The organism is Kitasatospora sp. NPDC001539, assembly GCF_040298565.1.
In the GTDB taxonomy this organism is placed as follows: Bacteria; Actinomycetota; Actinomycetes; order Streptomycetales; family Streptomycetaceae; genus Kitasatospora.
Genome location: NZ_JBEPAK010000123.1, coordinates 1 through 21254, shown reverse-complemented (window position 1 = coordinate 21254; position 21254 = coordinate 1). Strand labels below are relative to the sequence as shown.

At 75.7% G+C, this 21254-nt stretch carries 18 protein-coding genes; 7 read left to right on the top strand and 11 right to left on the bottom strand.

All coding sequences use genetic code 11. The features are described 5' to 3' along the window. Positions 1-81: 81 nt before the first annotated feature. The 5 genes from ABT247_RS19905 to ABT247_RS19885 are packed head-to-tail and all read right to left on the bottom strand — an operon-like array spanning position 82 to position 7781. On the bottom strand, positions 82-1419 hold the full coding sequence (locus tag ABT247_RS19905) for a nitrate/nitrite transporter (protein WP_350744127.1): 1338 nt from the start codon (positions 1417-1419) through the stop codon (positions 82-84). Then, positions 1416-1775: a nitrite reductase small subunit NirD gene (gene nirD, locus ABT247_RS19900; RefSeq protein WP_350744126.1), complete on the bottom strand. Its 360-nt coding sequence runs from the start codon at positions 1773-1775 to the stop codon at positions 1416-1418. Before nirD ends, ABT247_RS19905 begins: the two co-directional genes overlap by 4 nt. After that, complete coding sequence (nirB, locus tag ABT247_RS19895; RefSeq protein WP_350744125.1) at positions 1772-4396, bottom strand: nitrite reductase large subunit NirB; 2625 nt, start codon at positions 4394-4396, stop codon at positions 1772-1774. Before nirB ends, nirD begins: the two co-directional genes overlap by 4 nt. Further along, positions 4393-5643, bottom strand: a complete 1251-nt coding sequence (locus ABT247_RS19890) for an NAD(P)/FAD-dependent oxidoreductase (protein WP_350744124.1) — start codon at positions 5641-5643, stop codon at positions 4393-4395. Before ABT247_RS19890 ends, nirB begins: the two co-directional genes overlap by 4 nt. Then, a complete protein-coding gene (locus tag ABT247_RS19885; protein WP_350744123.1) occupies positions 5640-7781 on the bottom strand; it encodes a molybdopterin oxidoreductase family protein in 2142 nt (713 codons plus the stop codon). Before ABT247_RS19885 ends, ABT247_RS19890 begins: the two co-directional genes overlap by 4 nt. Before the next feature lie 192 nt (positions 7782-7973). On the opposite strand from ABT247_RS19885, the gene ABT247_RS19880 reads away from it, so the two are divergent. After that, complete coding sequence (locus ABT247_RS19880) at positions 7974-9095, top strand: uroporphyrinogen-III synthase (RefSeq protein ID WP_350744122.1); 1122 nt, start codon at positions 7974-7976, stop codon at positions 9093-9095. Next, complete coding sequence (locus ABT247_RS19875) at positions 9095-9799, top strand: sirohydrochlorin chelatase (protein ID WP_350744121.1); 705 nt, start codon at positions 9095-9097, stop codon at positions 9797-9799. The genes ABT247_RS19880 and ABT247_RS19875 overlap by 1 nt, the downstream gene beginning before the upstream one ends. 193 nt (positions 9800-9992) lie before the next feature. Here ABT247_RS19875 and ABT247_RS19870 read toward each other — a convergent pair whose 3' ends face one another. Further along, the gene (locus ABT247_RS19870; protein WP_350744120.1) at positions 9993-10628 is read right to left on the bottom strand and encodes a TetR/AcrR family transcriptional regulator; all 636 of its coding nucleotides are present in this window, start codon (positions 10626-10628) and stop codon (positions 9993-9995) included. A 130-nt stretch (positions 10629-10758) separates the two neighbouring features. On the opposite strand from ABT247_RS19870, the gene ABT247_RS19865 reads away from it, so the two are divergent. The 3 genes from ABT247_RS19865 (at position 10759) to ABT247_RS19855 (ending at position 14458) form a co-directional block, all read left to right on the top strand. Then, positions 10759-13014 (top strand): MMPL family transporter, encoded by a 2256-nt coding sequence (locus tag ABT247_RS19865; RefSeq protein WP_350744119.1) that lies wholly within the window; start codon positions 10759-10761, stop codon positions 13012-13014. 95 nt (positions 13015-13109) lie between these two features. Beyond that, positions 13110-13937, top strand: a complete 828-nt coding sequence (locus ABT247_RS19860) for a hypothetical protein (RefSeq protein ID WP_350744118.1) — start codon at positions 13110-13112, stop codon at positions 13935-13937. Positions 13938-14047: 110 nt separating this feature from the next. Next, positions 14048-14458, top strand: a complete 411-nt coding sequence (locus tag ABT247_RS19855; RefSeq protein WP_350744117.1) for a helix-turn-helix domain-containing protein — start codon at positions 14048-14050, stop codon at positions 14456-14458. Positions 14459-14546: 88 nt separating this feature from the next. On the opposite strand, the gene ABT247_RS19850 is transcribed toward ABT247_RS19855, so the two are convergent. The 3 genes from ABT247_RS19850 to ABT247_RS19840 form a co-directional block, all read right to left on the bottom strand. Beyond that, entirely contained in the window at positions 14547-15149 is a 603-nt protein-coding gene (locus tag ABT247_RS19850) for a ClpP family protease (RefSeq protein ID WP_350744116.1), read from the bottom strand. Position 15150: 1 nt separating this feature from the next. After that, positions 15151-15783 carry a ClpP family protease gene (locus ABT247_RS19845; protein ID WP_350744115.1) on the bottom strand — a complete coding sequence of 211 codons (633 nt, stop codon included), beginning with the start codon at positions 15781-15783 and terminating at the stop codon, positions 15151-15153. Between the two features lie 108 nt (positions 15784-15891). Continuing rightward, positions 15892-16803 carry a phosphorothioated DNA-binding restriction endonuclease gene (locus tag ABT247_RS19840; RefSeq protein WP_350744114.1) on the bottom strand — a complete coding sequence of 304 codons (912 nt, stop codon included), beginning with the start codon at positions 16801-16803 and terminating at the stop codon, positions 15892-15894. A gap of 228 nt (positions 16804-17031) precedes the next feature. Here ABT247_RS19840 and ABT247_RS19835 point away from each other — a divergent pair, with 228 nt between their 5' ends. Then, entirely contained in the window at positions 17032-17514 is a 483-nt protein-coding gene (locus ABT247_RS19835) for a hypothetical protein (RefSeq protein ID WP_350744113.1), read from the top strand. Positions 17515-17629: 115 nt separating this feature from the next. On the opposite strand, the gene ABT247_RS19830 is transcribed toward ABT247_RS19835, so the two are convergent. Together ABT247_RS19830 and ABT247_RS19825 are read right to left on the bottom strand one after the other, a co-directional pair. Next, entirely contained in the window at positions 17630-19231 is a 1602-nt protein-coding gene (locus tag ABT247_RS19830; RefSeq protein ID WP_350744112.1) for a purple acid phosphatase family protein, read from the bottom strand. Positions 19232-19376: 145 nt separating this feature from the next. Beyond that, a complete protein-coding gene (locus ABT247_RS19825) occupies positions 19377-20231 on the bottom strand; it encodes an S-methyl-5'-thioadenosine phosphorylase (RefSeq protein ID WP_350744111.1) in 855 nt (284 codons plus the stop codon). Positions 20232-20454: 223 nt separating this feature from the next. Here ABT247_RS19825 and ABT247_RS19820 point away from each other — a divergent pair, with 223 nt between their 5' ends. Then, on the top strand, positions 20455-21144 hold the full coding sequence (locus tag ABT247_RS19820; protein ID WP_350744110.1) for a transglycosylase family protein: 690 nt from the start codon (positions 20455-20457) through the stop codon (positions 21142-21144). The last annotated feature ends 110 nt before the right edge of the window (positions 21145-21254 follow it).

Genomic DNA, 21254 nt, shown 5'->3' with positions numbered 1-21254 from the left:
CCGCCGTCGATGAACACCAGGCCCAGCGGCCGGCCCCACACCACGCCCCGGCGCCGACGGTGACGCGACACCCGGAGCCGCTCACCGCCGCCGGAGCCACACCGCCCAGGTCAGCGCCGAGCAGACCAGGTACGCCACGAGGAACCCCAGGTACGCGGCGTCACCGTTGTGGCTGGCCTGGAAGGCCTGCCGGAACGCCAGGTTCACCAGCACCCCGCCGAAGGCGCCGACCGCCCCGGCGAGCCCGATCAGCGCCCCGGCCCGCCGCCGGGACTCGGCCTCGGCGGCCGCCGGGTCGGCTCCGGCCGCCACGGCCCGCCGGGCGAGCGCCTGGTAGTGGGCCGGAATCAGCTTGTACGTCGAGCCGTTGCCGAGGCCGCTGAGGACGAACAGCGCGATGAACCCGGCCAGGAACAGCGGCAGCGAGCCCGCCCGGGAGGCCGCCAGCACCACCGCCGTCCCGGCCCCCATCGCCGCGAAGGTCGCCAGCGTCACCCGCGCGCCGCCGTACCGGTCGGCGAGCCGCCCGCCGACCGGCCGCAGCAGCGAGCCGAGCAGCGGCCCGAGGAAGGTGAGCGCGGCGGCCTTGACCGGGGTGTCGAAGCGCGCGTGGAACTGCACCTGCAGCACCTGGCCGAACGCGAAGCCGAAGCCGATGAAGGAGCCGAACGTCCCGATGTAGAGGGTGGAGACCGCCCAGCCGTAAGGGTCCCGCGCCACCTCCCGCATCGCCCGGCCCTGCCCCGAACCGGCTCGGGAGGCCGGCAGGTCGTCCATCCGCCACCAGGCCCCGGCCGCCGCCAGCACGATCAGCGGCAGGTAGAGCAGCGGGAGCAGCCGGGGGTGGGCGGCGCCGGCGGTGGCCAGCACCAGCAGCCCGAGCAGTTGGACGGCCGGCACGCCGAGGTTGCCGCCGCCCGCGTTGACGCCGAGCGCCCAGCCCTTGAGCCGGTGCGGGTAGAAGGCGTTGATGTTGGCCATCGAGGAGGCGAAGTTGCCGCCGCCGACCCCGGCCGCGCACGCCACCGCGAGCAGCGTCCCGTAGGAGACCCCGGGCTCCAGCACCACGGCCGCCAGCGCGGTGGGCACCAGCAGCAGCAGCGCGCTGATCACCGTCCAGGTGCGGCCGCCGAAGCGGGCCACGGCGAAGGTGTACGGCAGCCGCAGCAGCGCGCCGAGCGCGGTCGGCACGGCGGTGAGGGTGAACTTCCCCGCGGTGTCGACGTGGTAGGCGGGGCCGAGGAAGAGCACCAGCACCGACCAGAGGCTCCACACCGAGAAGCCGATGTGCTCGGAGAGGACGGAGAAGACCAGGTTGCGCCGGGCGATCCGGGCGCCGGCGCGGGCCCAGAACTCCTCGTCCTCCGGGTCCCAGCCGCCCGGCGGGAGGGGCGGTCTGGCCTCGACGGCGACGCTCATGCCGCCACCTCCCCGTCGAGGGCCCGCACCGGCCAGCGCCGCAGTACGGCGGGGGCGCCGTCGGGCGTGGTGTCCTCGTCCAGGCAGCGTCCGTCGGTGAGGTCGTACACCTGCTTGTACATCGGCGAGATGAGGGTGGGCCGCTCGCCGCGGCTGCCGATCAGGCCGCGGGAGAGGACGGGGGCGCCGCTGAACGGGTCGAGGTTGTCGACGGCGTACAGCTCCCCGGCGCGGTCGCGGAAGAGGGCGACCTGTCCGGCGTCGGGCAGCAGTACGGCGACGCCGCGGCCGGGTTGGAGGTCGGCGAGGGAGCAGACGGTCCGCCAGCGGGTGCCGTCGTGGATCTGCACGGTCACGGGGTGAGCACCTCCAGTCGGGCCCCGGCGACGAGCACCGGGGCGTTGCGGGGGCGGCCGGCCTCGCCGGGGCGGGCGGGGCGGATCTGGCCGCGTTCGGGGACGAAGGTCACGGCGGGGTCCGGGGTCCCGGGGGCGTTGACGAAGGAGGAGAAGCGCCGCAGCCGCTCGGGGTCGGCCAGCGTCTCGGCCCATTCGTCCCGGTAGCCGGCGACATGACGCGCTATCAGTTCGTCCAGCTCGGCGGCGATGCCGAGGCTGTCGTCGAGCACCACCGCGCGCAGGTGGTCGAGGCCGCCGTCCAGCCGCTCCAGCCAGACCGAGGTGCGCTCCAGCCGGTCGGCGGTGCGGATGTAGAACATCAGGAAGCGGTCGATGGTGCGGATGAGGGTGTCGCGGTCGAGGTCGGCGGCGAGCAGGTCGGCGTGCCGGGGCGTCATGCCGCCGTTGCCGCCGACGTAGAGGTTCCAGCCGGCCGAGGTGGCGATGACGCCGAAGTCCTTGCCGCGGGCCTCCGCGCACTCGCGGGCGCAGCCGGAGACGGCGGCCTTGAGCTTGTGCGGGGAGCGCAGCCCCCGGTAGCGCAGCTCCAGTTCGATGGCGAGGGCGGTGGAGTCCTGGACGCCGTAGCGGCACCAGGTCTCACCGACGCAGGACTTCACGGTGCGCAGCGACTTGCCGTAGGCGTGCCCGGACTCGAAGCCGGCGTCGACCAGCTTGCGCCAGATGACCGGGAGCTGGTCGACGGTCGCGCCGAACAGGTCGATCCGCTGGCCACCGGTGATCTTGGTGTAGAGGCCGTGGTCGCGGGCGATCTCGCCGATCGCGATCAGGCCGTCGGGGGTGATCTCGCCGCCGGGCACCCGGGGGACGACCGAGTAGGAGCCGTTGCGCTGGAGGTTGGCGAGGAAGTGGTCGTTGGAGTCCTGGAGGGCGGCCTGTTCGCCGTCCAGGATGTGGCCGTTGCCGAGGCTGGCCAGGATCGAGGCGACGGTCGGCTTGCAGATCTCGCAGCCCTCGCCGCTGCCGTGCCGCGCGAGCAGCTCGGAGAAGGTCGTCAGCCCGGTCACCCGGACGATCTCGTACAGCCCGGCGCGGGTGTGGGCGAAGTGCTCGCACAGACCCGTGCCGGTGGAGACCCCGGCGGCCGCCAGCTCCTCGGTGACGACGGTGCCCAACTGCTTGAGGCAGCTGCCGCAGCCGGTGCCGGCGCGGGTGCACTTCTTGACGGCGGCGACGCTGTCGGCGCCCTGCTCGCGGACGGCGGCCCGGACGGCTCCCTGGGTGACGTTGTGGCAGGAGCAGAGCACCGCGTCGTCGGGCAGTGCGAGCGGTCCGGCGGAGGCGAACCCGGCGGGCAGCACCAGCTGTTCGGGGGCGACGGTGAGCGGCTTGCCGGCCACGGCGAGCGCCCGCAGCGCGCCGTAGCCCTCGGTGTCGCCGACCAGGACGCCGCCGAGCAGCGCGCCGTCGGCGCCGATCACCAGTTTGCGGTGGACACCGCTGCGGCTGTCGCTGTACAGCACGTCGAGCGCGCCCTCGGCGCTGCCGTGCGGATCGCCGAAGCTGGCGACGTCGACGCCGAGCAGCTTGAGCTTGGTGGAGGTGTCGGCGCCGGTGAAGCCCTCGCCGGCCGGTCCGGTGCCGTCGCCGTCCAGCGCGGCCACCGTGCGGGCCGCCGTCTCGGCCATCTGGTAGCCGGGGGCGACCAGACCGTAGACCCGGCCGTCGGCGGCCTCGGCGCACTCGCCGATGGCGAGGACCGCCGGGTCCTCGGTGCGGCAGTGCGCGTCGACCACGACGCCGCCGCGCGGGCCGACCGGAAGCCCGCAGTCCCTGGCCAGTTGGTCGCGGGCCCGTACCCCGGCGGAGAAGACCACCAGGTCGGCGGCCAGCTCCCGGCCGTCGGAGAGGGCCAGTGCGCGCACCCGGCCGTCCGGCCCGGTGAGCACGCCGCCGGCGCCGACGCCGGTGTGGACCGTGACGCCCAGCTCCTCGATCCGGCGGCGCAGCGCGGCGCCGCCGCCCTCGTCCACCTGCACGGCCATCAGCCGGGGCGCGAACTCCACCACGTGGGTGGCCAGGCCACCGGCCCGCAGGGCGCCGGCCGCCTCCAGGCCGAGCAGTCCGCCGCCGACCACCACGCCGGTGGTGGTGCCGGCGGCCCCGGCGCGGATGGCGTCGACGTCCTCGACGGTGCGGTAGACGTGGCAGCCGGGTGCGTCCGTGCCGGGTACGGGGGGCACGAAGGGCACCGAGCCGGTGGCCAGGACCAGGACGTCGTAGCGGACTTCGGCGCCGGACCGGGTGGTGACGGTCCGCCCGGCCCGGTCGATCGCGGTGGCCGGGTCGCCCAGGCGCAGGTCGATGCCGTGTTCGGCGAGGAAGCCGGGCGGGCAGAGCTCGAGGTCCTCCGGGGTGCTGCCGGCGAAGAGCGAGCTGAGGTGGACCCGGTCGTAGGCGGGCCGGGTCTCCTCGGCGAGCACGGTGACCCGCCAGCCGGGCGCGGCCGGCTGCTCGGTCCAGGCCTCCAGGAAGCGCTGGCCGACCATGCCGTGGCCGACCAGGACGAGGTCCCGGAGGGTGCCGGGGCCCCGGGCGGTGCGGTCGTCGAGGGTCATCGCGCTTCTCCAGTCATGGCAGGTCCTCCGGTGAGCAGGTGCAGGGGGTGGCCGGCGAGCGCGCCGCCGTCGGCGAAGGCGCCGGCCAGCGCGTCCACGGTGGCCAGGTCGCCGAGCAGGATCGCGCCGACCAGCCGGTCGCCGCGCAGGACGAGCTTCTTGTAGCTGCCGCGGGTGGCGTCGGTGAGCCGCAGCACGTCCAGGTCCGGCGCGAGGGTCTCGTCCACGGTGCCGAAGGCGGCGTACTCCAGGCCGCCGGTGCTGAGCCGGGCGCGCGGGCCGGTGCCGGGGTAGCGGGCGTCGGGCTCGGCGCCGGAGAGCCGGCGGGCCAGCACGTCGGCCTGCTCCCAGGCGGGGCCGGCCAGGCCGTGGACGGTGCCGCGGTGTTCGGCGCAGTCGCCGATCGCGGACACGTGCGGAGCCGCGGCGAGCTGGTCGTCCACCAGGATGCCGGTGCCGACCGGCAGTCCGGCGCGGTGGGCGAGCGCGGTGCGCGGGCGGGTGCCGCAGGCGAGGACGACGAGGTCGCAGTCCAGCCGGTATCCGCTCGCCAGTTCCACCGCGCCGACCCTCTCCCAGCCTCCGTCCGGGGGGATTGCCGTGCCGCCGTGCACGGCCCGGGCGCGGTTGCCGGTGTAGGACTCCACGCCGAGCCCCCGCAGCCGTTCGCGCAGCACCGCGGCCCCCTCCGGGTCGAGTTGGCGCTCGACCAGGTGCGGTGCCTGGTGGACGATCTCGGTGCGCACGCCGAGCGCGGCCAGCGCCCGGGCGGCGCTCACCCCGAGCACCCCGCCGCCGATCACCACGGCCCGCTTCGCGCCGACGGCGTCCTCGACCAGCCGGGCGCAGTCCTCCAGGGTGCGCAGGGTGTGGACTCCCCCGGCCAGGCCGTACCCGTCGGCGCGGCGCAGCCCGCGCACCGGCGGCAGCACCGGGTTGGCGCCGGTGGCCAGCACCAGTTCGTCCCAGGGCTCCACGGTGCCCTCGGCCAGCCGCAGCGTGCGGCGGGCGGTGTCGATCTCCACCACCTCGCAGCCCGGCCGGGCCAGCGCCCCGCCGAGCGGCAGCGCGATCGACTCGGCGTCGTAGCGCCCGGTCAGCACGTCGGCGAGCAGCACCCGGTTGTACGGGGCGCGCGGCTCGGCGCCGTACACGGTGACGGTGCCGGGGCCGCCGAGCGCGCCGTAGCGCTCGGCGAAGCGGGCGGCCGCCATGCCGCCGCCGACCACGGCGATCCTCGGGCTCATCCGGCGGCCTCCGTGGTCGCGCGGTCGACCCGCACCGCGCAGAGCTTGAACTCCGGCATCCGGGAGACCGGGTCGAGCGCCGGGTTGGTGAGGCTGTTGGCCCGGCCGGCGCCGGCCCAGTGGAAGGGCATGAAGACGGTGTCCGGCCGGATGGCGTCGGTGATCCGCGCCGGGGCGACGGCCCGGCCGCGCCGGCTGGTGACCGCGACGGGCTCGCCGTCCGCGATGCCCAGGCGTTCGGCCAGCCGCGGGTGCAGCTCCACGAACGGGCCGGGGGCGGCGGCGTTGAGCTCCGCGACCCGGCGGGTCTGCGCGCCGCTCTGGTACTGGGCGAGCACCCGGCCGGTGGTCAGGTACAGCGGGTACTGCGCGCACGGCTCCTCGCCGGCCGGGCGGTGGGTGACGTCCGCGAACCGGGCCCGGCCGTCCGGGGTGGCGAAGCGGTCCAGGAACAGCCGGGGGGTGCCCGGGTGGTCCGGCGCCGGGCACGGCCAGAACACCCCGTCCTCGGCGGCGATCCGCCGGTAGCTGATGCCCGCGTAGTCGGCGTCGCCGCCGGCCGAGGCGCGCCGCAGCTCGTCGAAGGCCTGCTCGGGCTCCACCGGGAAGCCTTCCGGGACGCCCAGCCGGGCGGCGAGTTCGCGCAGCAGCCACAGCTCGCTGCGCACCCCCTCGGGCGGGTCGAGGGCGCGGCGGCGCAGGATCACCCGGCCCTCCAGGTTGGTGGTGGTGCCGTCCTCCTCGGCCCACTGGGTGACCGGCAGGACGACGTCGGCGAGCCGGGCCGTCTCGGAGAGCACCACGTCGGCGACGACCAGCAGGTCCAGTGCGCGCAGCCGCTCGGTGACGTGCCCGGCGTTCGGCGCGGACACCGCCGGGTTGGAGCCGGCCAGCAGCAGCGCCCGGACGCCGCCCGGCCGGCCGAGGCCGTCCAGCAGCTCGTACGCGGACCGGCCGGGGCCGGGCAGCCCGGCTGGGTCGACCCCCCAGACGGCGGCGACGTGCGCCCGGGCCGCCGGGTCCTCGATCGAGCGGTAGCCGGGCAGCTGGTCGGCCTTCTGGCCGTGCTCGCGCCCGCCCTGGCCGTTGCCCTGGCCGGTCAGGCAGCCGTAACCGCTGTACGGGCGGCCGGCGTTGCCGGTGGCCAGGCACAGATTGATCCACGCGCCGACGGTGTCGGTGCCCTTGCTCTGCTGCTCGGGCCCGCGGGCGGTGAGCACCATGCCGGTGCGGGCCTCGCCGAACAGCCGGGCCGCCTCGCGGAGCCGGTGGGCGGGCACGCCGGTGATCCGCTCCACCCGGTCGGGCCAGTGGGCCATCGCCGACTCCCGGGCCCGTTCGAAGCCGGTGGTGCGCCGGTCGACGAACGCGCGGTCCACCAGGCCGTCCGCGATCACCAGGTGGAGCAGGCCGAGGGCGAGCGCGAGGTCACCGCCGGGGCGGACCCGCAGGTGCAGGTCGGCCAGCTCGGCGGTGCGGGTGCGGCGCGGGTCGACGACGATCAGGGTGCCGCCGTTCTCCCGCAGTTCGCGGAGGTAGCGGACGGCGGGCGGCATCGTCTCGGCCGGGTTGCCGCCGACCAGGATCAGGCAGCCGGTGCGCGGGATGTCCTCGAGCGGGAAAGGCAGCCCGCGGTCCAGGCCGAACGCCCTGCGGTGCGCGGCCGCCGCCGAGGACATGCAGAACCGGCCGTTGTAGTCGATGTTGGCGGTGCCCAGCACCACCCGGGCGAACTTGCCCAGCAGGTACGCCTTCTCGTTGGTCAGGCCACCGCCGCCGAACACGCCCACCGCGTCCGGGCCGTGCTCGGCCCGCGTCCCGGCCAGCCCCGCGGCCACCCGGTCCAGCGCCTCCGGCCAGCTCGCGGAGCGCAGCGGTGCGCCGGGCCGGTCGCGCAGCAGCGGGCCGGTCAGCCGGGCGGCCCGGTCCAGCAGCGCGGTCGCCGAGCGGCCCTTGCCGCACAGCGCGCCCCGGTTCACCGGGAAGTCCGGGCGCTCCAGCACCTCGACCGGCGGTACGGCGCCCGGTGCGGTGCCCGGTGCGGCGCCCGTGGACAGCCGCATGCCGCACTGCAACGAGCAGTACGGGCAGTGGGTGTCGGTGGCGGCCGTGGTGGCCGCGGGGCTGGTCGGCGTCATGCCGAGAACGGTCACCGCCCGCTGTTTCGCGACCGGGTCACCCGTGTTGCGGCCGCGGTACACCTCGCTCACGGCCGCCGACCACCGGGGTGCGCGGCCGGACATCCGGCGTAACCGCGGCGGCACCTTCGCTTACCGGCGGGTGACGGCCGGGCAATGCCCCCGTAACACGCGCACCGCAGGCTGACCGGCATGGCAACCCTCCCCCAGCCGGGCCCCCTCACCGGCTTCACCGTCGGGGTCACCGCCGCGCGCCGCCGCGAGGAGCTCACCGCCCTGCTCACCCGGCGCGGCGCGCAGGTGGTCGAGGCCCCGGTGCTGCGCATCCTGCCGCTCGCCGACGACCTCGCCCTGCGCGAGGCCACCGACCGCTGCCTGGCCGCACCGCTCGACTACGTGGTGGCCACCACCGGGGTCGGCTGGCGCGGCTGGATGAGCGCGGCCGAGGGCTGGGGCCGGGGTGCCGCGCTCGCCGAGGCCTGCCGGGGCTCCGTGGTGCTCAGCCGCGGCCCCAAGGCCACCGGCGCCGTCCGGGCCAGCGGCCTGGACGAGGGCTACTCCCCCGGCACCGAGGCCACCGACGAACTGCTCACCTGGCTGCTCGCCCGTCCACTGGCCGGGCGCCGGATCGCCGTGCAGGAGCACGGGGTCCGCCTGGACGCCTTCGCCGCCGCACTGCGCGAACGCGGCGCCGAGGTGATCTCCGTACCGGTCTACCGCTGGGCGCCCCCGGAGGACCCGGGCGCGGTGCGCCGGCTCCTCGACCAGACCGTCCGCCGCCAGGTGCACGCCCTCACCTTCACCAGCGCCCCGGCGATCACCGCGCTGCTCGCCGCGGCGGAGGCCGAGGGGCTGTACGGGGCGCTGCTCGACGCCCTGCGCGCGGACGTCCTGCCGGTCTGCGTCGGAACGCTGTGCGCCCGGCCGCTCACCGACCTCGGCCTGTCCGCCGTCCATCCGGAACGCGGCCGGCTCGGCGCGCTCGTGCGGCTGCTCGCGGAGGCCCTGCCCGGACGCGGCCGCCGCGAGATCGCGCTGCCCGGCGGCCTGTTGACGCTCCAGGGGAACGCCGCGCTGGTCGACGGCGAGAGCCACCTGCTCAGCCCACGCGGCGCCGCCGTGCTCCGGGCCCTCGCCGAACGGCCCGGCCGGGTGCTCAGCCGCGCCGACCTGCTGCGCGCGGCCTGGCCCGACGCGACCGCCGACGAGCACGCGGTGGAGGCCGCGGTCGGGCGGCTGCGGGCGGCGCTCGGGCCGCACGCCGCGCTGATCCGCACCGTCCCCAAGCGCGGCTACCGGCTGGCGGCGGGCTGATGGCACCGGTGCTGCTCGCCGTCGCCCACGGCAGCCGCGACCCGGCGGCCCGCACCGCAACCCGCGCGCTGCTGCGCCTGGTTCGCTCGCTCCGGCCGGAACTGACCGTCCGCTGCGGCTTCCTGGACCTTGCCCAGCCGTCGCTCGCCGAGGCGCTCGCCCACCTGTCCGGCGCACGGCCGATCCTGGTCCCCCTCCTCCTCGGCACCGGCTACCACGTCCGCGTCGACCTGCCCGCCGCGCTCGCCACCGCCGACCTCCCGCCCACCCACCTCGCCCCGGCGCTCGGCCCCCACCCCCTGCTCGCCGAGGCGCTCGCCGACCGCCTCGCCGAGGCCGGCGCCCCCGCTGACGCGCCCGTGGTCCTGGCCGGCGCCGGCTCCTCCGACCCCAGCGCCCTCGCCGACACCGCCAGGATGGCCGAGCTCCTGGCCACTCGCCTCGGCCGCCCCGTCGCCCCCGCCCACCTCTCGGCCGCCGAACCCACCCCCCACCAGGCGGTGGTCGCCCTCCAGGCCGCCGGCCACCCCGCCGTCGCGCTGGCCACGTACCTCCTCTCCCCCGGCTTCTTCGCCCGCCGCGCCGCCACCACCCCGGCCCGCTGGAGCGGCGCCCCGCTCGGCGCCCACCCGGCCGTGGCACGGCTGGTCCTCCACCGCTACGACCAGGCCCGCGCGGCCGCCCGGCTCGCCGCGGCCGCCTGACCGCTGAAGCCGGCTGCGGGTCACCGTCCGGCTGATCCCGCCCGCGGCTGGAGCGGCGTCGCGAAGCCGTACCGTCGGCGGGCGCCTGCCCCAGCCCGCCCCCGGCCCGTCGGCCCAGGGGGGAGCGGGCAGGGTCAGCCGGTGACGCCGGCGGTACCGGTCTCGATGCGCCCGGCGGCCCGACGGACGGCACTCAGTCCTGTCCCCGGCCCTCCTCGCCGGCGCCCGCTCCCGCCAGGAGTGCGTGCACGGTGGCGGCCATGGTGCGGCGGGCCTGATCGGTGCTCAGCCCGCTGCTGCGCCAGTGGTACCAGGCGCTCCACGTGGTCACCGCGTCCAGCCCGTGGAGCAGGTCCGTGCGCGCGGACTCGGGCAGGACGTCCAGCTCCGCGGCGAAGACCTGGGTGAGCCGCAGGCGGGCGAAGTCCAGCATCTGCTGGACGGCCTCCTGGATCCGCGGGGAGGGGTTCTCCAGCCGCATGACGGCCAGCCTCGCCGGCGTGACGCCCTCCAGGATGCGTGCCCGCTGTGCGGTGAGGGCGGCCACCCGCAGCTCGCGCGGCCCCTCGGTGGGGAGCGGTCCGATCTGGGTCGCGAGCTGTTCCAGACGCCGGTTGACGGCGACTTCCGCCAGCTGCGCCATGTCCGCGAAGTGGTGGAAGACCAGCCGGCGCGACACGCCCGCCCGCTCGGCCACCTTGTCGGCGGGGAAGTGCGCCTGGTTCTGGTCGATCAGCGACAGCATCGCGTCGGCGATCTTCTCGCGGGTCTGCCGCCCGCGTTCCGTCCGCCCGTCGGTGACGGGCACGGCGGCTTCGGTCCGCTTCACGTGGGCTCCTCCGCCCTCTCGTTGACATTCTTGCACCGCGAGTGCAAGTGTACGCCTTGCACGGTGAGTGCAACTAGTTTTGGCGGGGCCGCAGGCCGTCCGCCGCGCGAGGAAGGACTGTCCACCGCCGATGTTCACCTCCGTGGGGCGCTGGTGCGCCCGCAGGCCCAGGCGGGTCATCGCCGCCTGGCTGCTGCTGACGGCCGTCGCGCTCGGCGCCGTGGCGACGTTCGGGCGCGTCACCAGCGAGGCCGTCTCCATCCCCGGCAGCGACAGCCAGGCCGCTCGGGACATCGCCGACCGCGCGTTTCCGGCCTCCGCCTCCGGCAAGCAGCCCGTCCTGCTGCACACCCCGGCCGGCGCGGCCCCGCTGACCGCCTCCGACACCACCGCCGCGGTCCGCAGCGCGGCAACGGCCATCGCGGCGGTGCCGCACGTGGTCGCCGTCACCACGCCCTACGACCCGGCCGGCACCGCGGCCATGAGCAGCGACGGCCACACCGCCTACCTCTCCGTCGAACTCGACGTCCCCGGGCGGGACGTGACGCCCGCGACGACGCACGCCGTGCTCGCCGCAGCTGCTCCGGCCACCGCCGCCGGCATCGAGGTGACCCCGGGCGGCTCCCTGGCCGCCGCGGTCGACCGGGGCAGCACCGGCCGCAGCGAGGCCATCGGCCTCGGCACCGCCCTGGTGATCCTCACCCTCTCCCTCGGCGGCCTCCTCGCCGCCGGACTGCCGCTGCTCGCCGGCGTGATCGGCCTCGGCATCGCCCTGCCCGTCCTCGGCCTCGTCGGCCACCTGATGGACGTGCCCGAGGCCGGCGAGACCATCGCCGCCATGATCGGGCTCGGCGTCGGCATCGACTACACCCTCTTCGGCCTCACCCGCTTCCGGGAGCTCCGCGCCGCCGGGGTCGGGATCGAGGAGGCGGCCGTGCGCACCACCGCCGGCTCCGGCAAGTCCGTCGCCTTCGCCGGCAGTGCCGTCGTCGCGGCGCTCGCCGGACTGGCCCTGGGCGGACTCCCCCTGCTGTACGCGCTGGCCCTCGCCCCCGCCATCGCCGTGGTGACGGCCCTGGGGGTGAACCTCACGCTCCTGCCCGCCACCCTGGTGCTGCTGGGCGGGCGGCTGACGCCCAGGGCTGCCACGGCTTCCGCGCCGGCCGGACGCCCACGCGGCTGGGGGAGGATCGCCGCCCTGGTCGCGGCCAGGCCCTGGCCCCTGCTGCTGGCCGGCCTGGCCCTGCTCAGCGTCCTCGCCGCCCCCGCGGCCCACCTCCACCTCGGCCAGCTGGACGCCGGCAGCAAGGCGTCCGGCAGCATGAGCCGCATCTCCTACGACCGGATGGCCGCGGCCTTCGGCCCGGGTTCCAACGGCGTGCTCCAGGTCGTCGACGTCCTGCCCTCCCCCGCCGGGACGACGGCGGGAAGCACCGCGGGGACCACCGCGGGAAGCACCGCCCGGACGACCGAGGGGACCGTCGACCCGCGCCTGGCGGCCGTGACCTCCGCACTGCGCGGAGCCGAGGGCGTCGCCTCCGTCAGCCCGCCCGCGCTCGCCGCCGACGGCCGCACCGTCCGCTGGCAGGTCACCCCGACCACCTCGCCGTCCGACCCCGCCACCACCGCACTCGTACACCGCCTGCGCGCGGACGTACTGCCACCGGCCACCGCCGGGACGGGCCAGCAACTGCACGTCGGCGGCACCCCCGCCGCCCAGGCGGACCTCAATGCGCGGATCGCCCGGCGGATGCCGCTCGTCGTCGGCTTCGTCCTGTCCGTCGCAGGGCTGCTCCTGCTGCTGGCCTTCCGCTCGCCCGTCGTCGCCGTGAAGGCCGCCGTGATGAACCTGGTGTCGGTCGCCGCCGCCTACGGCGTGCTCACCGCGGTCTTCCAGCACGGCCTGGGCGCCGGGCTGATCGGCCTGGACGGCGCCGTCCCGATCCCCGGCTACGTGCCCCTGCTGATGTTCGCGGTGCTGTTCGGCCTGTCGATGGACTACGAGGTCTTCCTGCTCAGCGCCGTGCGCGAGGGCTACCTGCGGGAGCGGGACAACCGCCGCGCCGTGGTCGCGGGCCTCAGCAGCACCGGACGGATCATCAGCTCGGCGGCCCTGATCATGGTCGCGGTCTTCCTCAGCTACCTGCTCTCCGACGACCCCGTCGTCAAGATGTTCGGCATCGGCCTGGCGAGCGCCGTCGCCCTGGACGCGACCGTCGTCCGCGGCCTGCTCGTCCCCGCCACCATGGTCCTGCTCGGTGACGGCAACTGGTGGCTGCCCCGCTGGCTCGACCGCCTGCTCCCGCACGTCGACATCGAGGGCGACGGCCACACCGCGCAGCCCGGCGACGCCGGCGCCCCGGCTCCCGCGCTCCAGGCCGGGTGAGCCCCGCGGATTCCGAACCCGGCCCGCCCCGGACCCGCACCCACACTCACTCCACCCACACCAGAACCCGAACCACCCCTCAGGAGCACCTCCCCATGCACAGCCACGTCCGCCGAGGCCTTCCGATGCTCACGGCCCTCCTCGGCCTGACCGCCGGGGTCACCGCCCTCGCGGCGCCCCCCGCCCACGCCGAGCCCGGCTGCGGGCGCGCCCCGGTCCAGTACTCCGTCGACGGCGGCGCCCACTGGACGAACAACGCCACCATGCCCGCCGAGTCCGGCAGCGTCCAGGTCCGGCTGGCCGGAGTCCCCACCGCGGGCTGCGACTACCACGTCTCGCTGGGCTCGTACGCGACGCAGGGCGCGACCTGGGCCACCTCCGGTCAGCAGACCTTCCTCGGCTGGTCGACCACGACCCTCACCCGCGAGCACTACCGGGACACCCTCGACGTCACCGGCCACCTGCCGCCGTGCTACGGCGAGTTGGCCCTCTACTCGGTCGGCGGGAAGTACGACGGGAGCGACAGCGACCACCCGCTGCCGCACTACCCGGACGAGCCGTTCTCCGGTCTGGTGATCGCCTCCTGGAACGGCGGCACCGCCTGCACCCCGGTTCCGACCGCCGGCCCGACCAGCGCCGCCCCGGTGCCGACGCCCACGCCGAGCTCCACCACCACGCCCACCACCGCGACGCCCACCGCCGCGACGCCCACCGCCGCACCGTCCCCGACGGCGGCTTCGGGCGCACCGACCGCCTCGCCGCGGGCCAACCCGCAGCTCCCGGCCGCGACGACGCCGGCCACGGCCGCTCCGGCACTGGCCGCCACGGGCGCCGACGACGGCCTCCTGGTCGCCGCCGGGGTCGCCGCAGCCGCCCTGGTGGCCGCCGGCGGCGCGGCGGTGTACGTCGGCCGGCGCCGCTGACGGTACGGCAACCCCCGTCCCGGAGCGCGGCTTCACCAGGGGTGCGCGGCTTCACCCAGGGCAGAACCCCGCGCCCTTCCCCCGGCGCCCCGATTGCCTAGGCTGGAGGGGTGAGCACTCAAGCGCCGAACGAAGCCCGCGTCATCCCGCTGCGTCCGCAGACCTCGCCGCCCGGTTCCGGTGGGACGAACGGCACCCCGCAACCGCCCGCGCCGAAGGAACCCCTCTGGCGCGACCTGGTCGGAGACGTCCTGCGACGCGAACGACTCGCCCAGGAGCGCACGTTGAAGGACGTCGCGGAGGAGGCCCGGATCTCCATGCCGTACCTCTCCGAGCTGGAGCGCGGGCGCAAGGAGGCTTCCTCCGAGGTGCTCGCGGCCGCCGCCAGGGCCCTCGGACTCGGCCTCGGTGACCTGCTCTCGCTCGCCCAGGACGAACTCGTCCGCCACACCCGCAGCCGGTCGGCCCACCGCCGTACGGCGCCGTCGGCCCGGACCAACGGCCTCTGCCTCGCCGCGTGAGCCGTCCGGTGGTCGAGCTGTCCGGCGATTGAGCCGTCCGGCGGCCGGTACACCCCCGTGGTCCCGGCCGCCGGACACGCTCCGCGGATCAGGTGAACGCGAGCCGCCGGCTCAGCACCTCGTCCGCCAGCCCGTACGCGACGGCCTCCTCCGCGGTGAGCACCTTCTCCCGGTCCATGTCCGCACGCAACGTCGCCACGTCGTGCCCGGTGTGCCGGGACAGCACCTCCTCCACCTGCGAGCGGATTCGGATCATCTCCTTCGCCGCGAGGCTCAGGTCGGAGACCATCCCCCGCCGCCCGCCGCTGGCCGGCTGGCCGAGCAGCACCCGCGCGTGCTGGAGCACGAACCGCCGACCGGGGTCGCCGCCCGCCAGCAGCACCGCCGCCGTCGACGCCGCCTGGCCCACGCAGAAGGTGGAGATCGGCGCCTGCACGAAGGTCATGGTGTCGTAGATCGCCATCAGCGAAGTGAACGACCCTCCGGGCGAGTTGAGGTAGATCGAGATCTCCCGCTCGGGGCTCTCCGACTCCAGGTGGAGCAGCTGGGCGATGACCACGTTGGCGACCCCGTCGTCGATCTCGGTGCCGAGGAAGATGATCCGCTCGTTCAGCAGCCGGCTGAAGACGTCGTAGGACCGCTCGCCCTTCGCTGTCCGCTCGATGACGTACGGAACCGTGTACGACCCCATGTCAGAGCCCCATCCGTCGGCGGGACGAGGCCGGGCGGATGTCGGCGACCGACTCCACCACCCGGTCCACCAGCCCGTACTCCACGGCCTGCGCCGCCGTGAACCAGCGGTCCCGGTCGCCGTCGCGCGCGATCGTCTCCTCGCTCTGACCGGTGTGCTCGGCGGTGATCCGCTCGATCGCCTTCTTGGTGAACTGGAGGTTCTCCGCCTGGATCTCGATGTCCGCGGCGGTGCCGCCGATGCCCGCCGAGGGCTGGTGCATCATGATCCGCGCGTTCGGCAGCGCGAACCGCTTGCCGGGCGTCCCCACGGTGAGCAGGAACTGGCCCATGCTGGCCGCGAACCCCATCGCCAGCGTGGAGACGTCGTTCGGGATCAGCCGCATGGTGTCGTAGATCGCGAGCCCGGCGGTGACCGACCCTCCCGGGCTGTTGATGTACAGGCCGATGTCGCTGCGCGGGTCCTCCGCCGACAGCAGCATCAGCTGCGCGCACACCCGGTTCGCCGACACGTCGTCGACCTGGGTGCCCAGCAGCACGATCCGCTGCGCGAGCAGCTGCGCCGCGAGGTGGTCGTCGAAGGCGCTGGGCGGGGTGTCACCCTGCTCCGCGCGGGGCGCGTCGAATGGATTCATCTGGTTCCTCCTCGTCGAGGCGGGGATGCCGTTGCCCTCCACTCTCGCCCCCGCGGGGCCGCCGGACCCGTTTTCTCTGCCCGCAGCGGATTCGCCGCGGGCAGAGCGTCAGACCACCTCCGCCGCCTGCTCCAGGGGCTCCCGCGCCGCACCGTGGAACACCTGCCGCACGTGCCACTCCCGGTGCCGGTCCGCAACCGGCGGATTGCCCGCCTGCGGCCCGATGACCGGCCGTCCGGCCAGTGCGAGCACGTGCTGCCGGCTGGCCTCGCTGCGGCCGACGAACCGCTGGGAGACCAGGATCCGACGCCCCTCCCCCACCCCCAGGACGCCCTTGTCGAAGAGCTTGTGGTGGAGCGAGCACAGGCACAGCCCGTTGTCGACCGCGTCCGGCCCGTCGTGCGACCACCAGCGCACGTGCGCGGCCTCCAGTCCGACCACGCTCGCGCCGAGGGCCCCGTCGTACCCGCAGAACGCGCACTGGAACTCGTAGGCGGTGAGTATCAGTTCGCGCATCCGCCGGTCCCGCTGCCGCCGGGCGGTACGTCCCGCGATCCCGGTGCCGGCCTCCTCCAGGTCCAGTCCTACGGCCTCACAGAGGTCCTCGTGCAGGGACGGCGGGAAGTGGGCGTCCAGCAGCACCCGGGCCATCCGGCCCAACAACGCCGGGTCCCGGCCGAGCGCCGCCCGCAGCTCGGCCGCGAGCCGGCCGGTGGCCCCGCTCGACCGCAGCACCCCGATCCCGCTCCCCGGGCTGCCCGGCCCGCGATCCGTCCGGACCTCCCAGACGCCGTCGCTGACCAGGTGGTGGAACGGGTACGCGGGCGTGGTCGGGTTCGACGGCCCGTACTCGGCGAGCAGCCGCTTCAGCTCCTGCTCGACCGCGGTGTAGCGCAACTCCCCGTCCGCGTTCCGCTGGTAGCTGCCCAGCGCGTAGAGCAGCAGCAGCGGTTTGTGCGGCGCGCGGACACCGTTGCTCGTCCATCGCCTCAGCCGGGCGACCCGATCCAGCCAGTCCATGCCGGTCAGGGTAGTGGCGCACCGGCATCGGCTCCGACGCGGCGATCACGCCGGGCTCGGCTCACGTCGTCAGGTGGTTCTCCCGCCTGGACGCCGCCACCTGGCCTCCCGCCCTCGGCGCAGGAAGTCGACCCGGCCGACTTCCTGCGCAGCAGACCCGGCACTGCTCCGAGCGCCGGGCCGAAAACACGTTGTGCCCCGAGGGCCGGCGCTGTAGACCGGTGGGCGATGACGACCTTTCATTGCGCCGCCTGCGGTGAGGCCCTCACGGCCGCCCTCGAGCTCCTTCCGGCCGTTCCTGCCCGGCACCAGTTCGAGGGGGTACTCGTGGACGGCCGGCGGCAGGCTCCCCCCACCATGTCCCGCGGTCACTGTGCCGTCGACCCGGAGCCGCACGGGCCGCCGTTCGTACCTGCCGAGGACCAGGACGGCTTTCCGGCCGCCTACCCCGGTGGTCCGTGCATCAGCAACCTCGATGGCCTGGTCGTCGTTTCGGCCGGGCCACGGAACACCTTCGTCCTGCACCCCGCGGACGCGCCCGGCCTCACCTGGCACTCCGCGCCGGGCGGACCGCCCGGGTGCTGCGGCGCCCCCGGCGACGGCCCGCCCAACCGGGCCTGTCCGTGCGGCGCCGTCGTCGGGAGCGAGATGTCGGACTGCTGCACGCCCTACGAGCTGCATCTGCTCCCCGGTGCGGTCCGCCTGGTGTGAGCGGCCCACCGCATCGCGTCCCCCCGCGTTCCGCGCAGGAAGTCGGGCGGGCCGACTTCCCGCGCGGAGGCCGCCCTCCGGTGCAGCGCGCGGCGGGCTCCCGTCCGGGAGTGGGCTACCGCCGGACGGCGGCGTGCTCGCCCCGGGAGTTCTCGTCCTCGCCCTGGTCGTCGTCGCCCCAGCCGTCGCTGCGGTCGCGGTAGAGGGTGAAGCGGTCGAACAGCACCGGCGTCGGGACGGGGTTCGCGGCCGTGGCCGGCACCGAGTGGTAGTAGGAGACCGTGATGGTCGTCCGGCCGCCCGGGACCAGCCCCGGGTCCACGTCGAAGACGGCGACGCCGTACGGGTGGGTGGTGTCGGGGTCGATGACGGCGGACCAGTGGGCCTTCTCCTTGGCGTCCGGGTCGGCCTTGAAGGTGAGGCGCTGGGTGCGGACGCTGGCCTCGCGCACGCCGTCCGGGTCGGCGGGCAGGTAGACGTCGTCGGAGCCGGCGGTTCCGCCGCCGCCCAGGATCAGGTGGACGGTGCCCCGGGAGGTGTCGATCCGGCGCAGGTCGTCGTCGACGACGGCCGGGGTGAGCAGGCCGCCCGGCTCGGTGCCGCGGACGGGGTGGGTGCGCTCGTAGTCGTGGTCGTGGCCGGCCAGCACGAGGTCGACGGAGTAGCGGTCGAGCAGCGGCAGCAGCTTCTCCCGGATGCCCATGTCGCCGCCGTGGCTGGCCGCCGAGGAGGACATCGCGAACTGGTGCAGGTTGACCACGATCCAGTCGATCTGCCGCCCGCTCCGGGCCCGCGCCAGTACCCGCTCCAGCCAGCGGAGTTGGGCGCCCTCGCTGTAGTCGCTGATGTAGATGGACCGCCCGGTGGCCGGGTCGAGGCTGGCGTCGTCCTCGACGGCGATCTCGTTGCCGTCCAGGGTGACGAACAGCACCGCGCCCACCTGGAAGCTGTACCAGTTGCCGCAGTGGTCCCGGGTGCCGTTGTCGGGCAGCTCGAAGCGGGTCAGGTAGGAGGCGTACCCGAGGTCCCCGCCGCCGGCCTCCACCTCGTGGTTGCCCGGTGCCGGCATCCAGGGGCGGTTGGCGGCCGACGTCGCCAGGTTGTTCATGAACGCGTTCCAGGCCTGCGGCTGGAGCTGGGGGTTGCTGTTGGCGTACGCGAGGTCGCCGTTGAGCAGGTGGAACAGCGGCGCGAACTGCTCGACCTGCCGGACGGCGGCGGCGCCGTGGACGGACGACTTCTTGAACGCGGCGTCGCCGGTGCCGAGGTCGCCGAAGCTGGTGAAGCGGAAGCCGGCGCGGCCGCGGCGGGGCGCCGTGCGGAAGGTGCCGCGGACCGGTCCGGCGCCGTCGTGCAGGACCTCGTAGACGTAGGTGGTGTCGGGGCGCAGCCCGTCCAGGCGGGCGTGGTGGGTGAACGTCTCGACCTTGTTGAGGCCGTCGACGTAGCTGCGGCTGGCGGCCTCGACGGTGCGGCCGACGCCGCCGCGCGGGGTGCCGATCCGCACCCGGGGCCTGCTGACCGACGCGGCCGTCGCCCAGGAGACGGTCATCTCCCGGGAGGGGTCGTTGCCCCACTGGAGGTGGACCTGCTCCGGGCCGGGGGTGCCGGCCACGGCCGGCTGGGTCCACAGCAGGGTGGACGCGGGCAGGGCGGTCAGCGCGCCGACCGCGCTGCCCGCCCTGAGGACGGTTCTACGAGAGGGATGTGACGCCACTGCCGCCTCCTGGGCTCCGGGAAACGCCCAGGAGGTTCCCAGCCGGACGGTACGTCCGCACCACGTCCGCCCGTGGGTACGGCGAACGGTGGCTGAACGCCACGCGCGCCGCCCGCGCCGCGCCCCTGCGGCGGGCGGGCCGCCGTCAGCTGCCGGGGACGCCCGGCAGGCCGGTGGCGAGGCCGTCCAGGGCGTGGGAGCAGACGCAGTCCCGTTCGGCGGGCAGCCGCTCCAGTGCCTTGAACAGCACCGTGCGCAGCCGGTCCACGTTGCCCGCGAAGACCTCCAGCACCTCCGCGTGGGTCACCCCGTCCCCGCTCGCGACCCCGGCGTCGTGGTCGGTGACCAGCGCCAAGGAGCTGTAGCAGAGCCCGAGTTCACGGGCGAGGACGGCCTCCGGGTGTCCGGTCATGCCGACCACCGACCAGCCGTTGGCGGTGAACCAGCGGGACTCGGCCCGGGTGGAGAAGCGCGGGCCCTCGATCACCACCAGCGTGCCGCCGTCCACCGGCTCCCAGGCCGCCTCCCGCGCGGCCTCCAGGGCGGCCCGCCGGCCGGCCGGGCAGTACGGGTCGGCCATCGACACGTGCACCACCTCGGGCACCGTGCCGTCGGGCAGCGGCTGCCCGTCGTAGTAGGTCTGCACCCGGCCCGAGGTGCGGTCCACGAACTGGTCCGGCACGAGCAGCGTCCCGGGCCCGTACTCCGGCCGCAGGCCGCCCACGGCGCACGGTCCGAGCACCTGCCGCACGCCCAGCGAGTGCAGGGCCCACAGGTTGGCCCGGTAGTCGATCCGGTGCGGGGGCAGCTTGTGGCCGCGGCCGTGCCGGGGCAGGAAGGCGACCCGCCGCCCGGCCACGTCGCCCAGGAACAGCGCGTCGCTGGGCGGTCCGTACGGCGTGTCGACCCGCACCTCGGTGACCTCGTCCAGCAGCGCGTACAGCCCGGATCCGCCGATCACACCCAACTCGGCGCGCGCGGTGCCCTGATCGATCGCCATCGTTCGTCCGTCCCCTTCTTCGAGCGGTGTTCCGGCCACTGTAGGGGGACGCCCGGAAACGGGCGTACGGCCGGATGGCCGCGGGCCGCCGGGGTGGTACCGGGCGGCCGGGCGGGTGACTTCCCGGTCGTGTCGGCGGCGGCGTGCCCCGCCCGGTGTGGGTCGGTGGAGGAGCGCCTTCTCCGGACGGCGCACGCCCTGTCCCCGGACCTGAGAGCCGCCCATGCCTTCCACCGCCCGCCTCCGCCGCCTCGTCCCCACCGCGCTCTGCGCCCTCGCCGTGGCCGTCGCCGCCCCCGCGGCCCACGCCGCTCCGCCGGGCGCCGACTCCGGGGCCGATCCCGGCGGGAGGTCGGACGGCGCGGCGTACGACTGGGACCGCGTGGCGGCCTGCGAGAGCAGCGGCGACTGGCACGTCAACACCGGGAACGGCTACTACGGCGGGCTCCAGTTCGACCAGCCCACCTGGCGCGAGAACGGCGGCCTGGCCCGCGCGCCGCGCGCCGACCTGGCCAGTCGCGAGGACCAGATCGCCGTCGCCCAGCACCTGGCCGACCGCCGCGGCCTGTCCCCCTGGCCGGTCTGCGGGGCGCGCGCCGTCGGCGGCCGCGGCCCCGGGTCCGGCCACGGTCGGGACGGCCACGACGCCGGCCGAGGCGCCGACCGCGGCCACCAGACCACCCGCGACCACGGGCGCGACGCCGTCCTGCCGCCGCCCGGTGCCCCGCTGCCGGCGCCGGTCCCCACCGAGGACGGCCGGGTGACCGTCCGTGACGGCGACACCCTGGACGGGCTAGCCGCCGCGCTGCGCCTCCCGGGCGGCTGGCCCGCCCTCTACGCGCTCAACCGCTCCGTGATCGGCGAGGACCCGGACCTCATCCAGCCCGGCCTGGCGCTGCGCCTGCCGTCCTGACGACGCCGCACCGCCACCCGCCGCACCGCGGCCCGGTCCTCAAGGCCCGCCGCAGCACCGCACCACCGCACGGACCCGCCGCCCACGCCTCCCCTCCCGGCGTGGGCGGC

What these genes read in the sequence shown, in the direction of transcription:
- ABT247_RS19905 (WP_350744127.1), bottom strand. Translation starts at nt 1,419, where the DNA reads ATGAGCGTCGCCGTCGAGGCCAGACCGCCCCTCCCGCCGGGCGGCTGG.
- nirB (WP_350744125.1), bottom strand. Translation starts at nt 4,396, where the DNA reads ATGACCCTCGACGACCGCACCGCCCGGGGCCCCGGCACCCTCCGGGAC.
- ABT247_RS19890 (WP_350744124.1), bottom strand. Translation starts at nt 5,643, where the DNA reads ATGAGCCCGAGGATCGCCGTGGTCGGCGGCGGCATGGCGGCCGCCCGC.
- ABT247_RS19885 (WP_350744123.1), bottom strand. Translation starts at nt 7,781, where the DNA reads ATGACGCCGACCAGCCCCGCGGCCACCACGGCCGCCACCGACACCCAC.
- ABT247_RS19880 (WP_350744122.1), top strand. Translation starts at nt 7,974, where the DNA reads ATGGCAACCCTCCCCCAGCCGGGCCCCCTCACCGGCTTCACCGTCGGG.
- ABT247_RS19875 (WP_350744121.1), top strand. Translation starts at nt 9,095, where the DNA reads ATGGCACCGGTGCTGCTCGCCGTCGCCCACGGCAGCCGCGACCCGGCG.
- ABT247_RS19865 (WP_350744119.1), top strand. Translation starts at nt 10,759, where the DNA reads ATGTTCACCTCCGTGGGGCGCTGGTGCGCCCGCAGGCCCAGGCGGGTC.
- ABT247_RS19860 (WP_350744118.1), top strand. Translation starts at nt 13,110, where the DNA reads ATGCACAGCCACGTCCGCCGAGGCCTTCCGATGCTCACGGCCCTCCTC.
- ABT247_RS19850 (WP_350744116.1), bottom strand. Translation starts at nt 15,149, where the DNA reads ATGGGGTCGTACACGGTTCCGTACGTCATCGAGCGGACAGCGAAGGGC.
- ABT247_RS19845 (WP_350744115.1), bottom strand. Translation starts at nt 15,783, where the DNA reads ATGAATCCATTCGACGCGCCCCGCGCGGAGCAGGGTGACACCCCGCCC.
- ABT247_RS19840 (WP_350744114.1), bottom strand. Translation starts at nt 16,803, where the DNA reads ATGGACTGGCTGGATCGGGTCGCCCGGCTGAGGCGATGGACGAGCAAC.
- ABT247_RS19835 (WP_350744113.1), top strand. Translation starts at nt 17,032, where the DNA reads ATGACGACCTTTCATTGCGCCGCCTGCGGTGAGGCCCTCACGGCCGCC.
- ABT247_RS19825 (WP_350744111.1), bottom strand. Translation starts at nt 20,231, where the DNA reads ATGGCGATCGATCAGGGCACCGCGCGCGCCGAGTTGGGTGTGATCGGC.
- ABT247_RS19820 (WP_350744110.1), top strand. Translation starts at nt 20,455, where the DNA reads ATGCCTTCCACCGCCCGCCTCCGCCGCCTCGTCCCCACCGCGCTCTGC.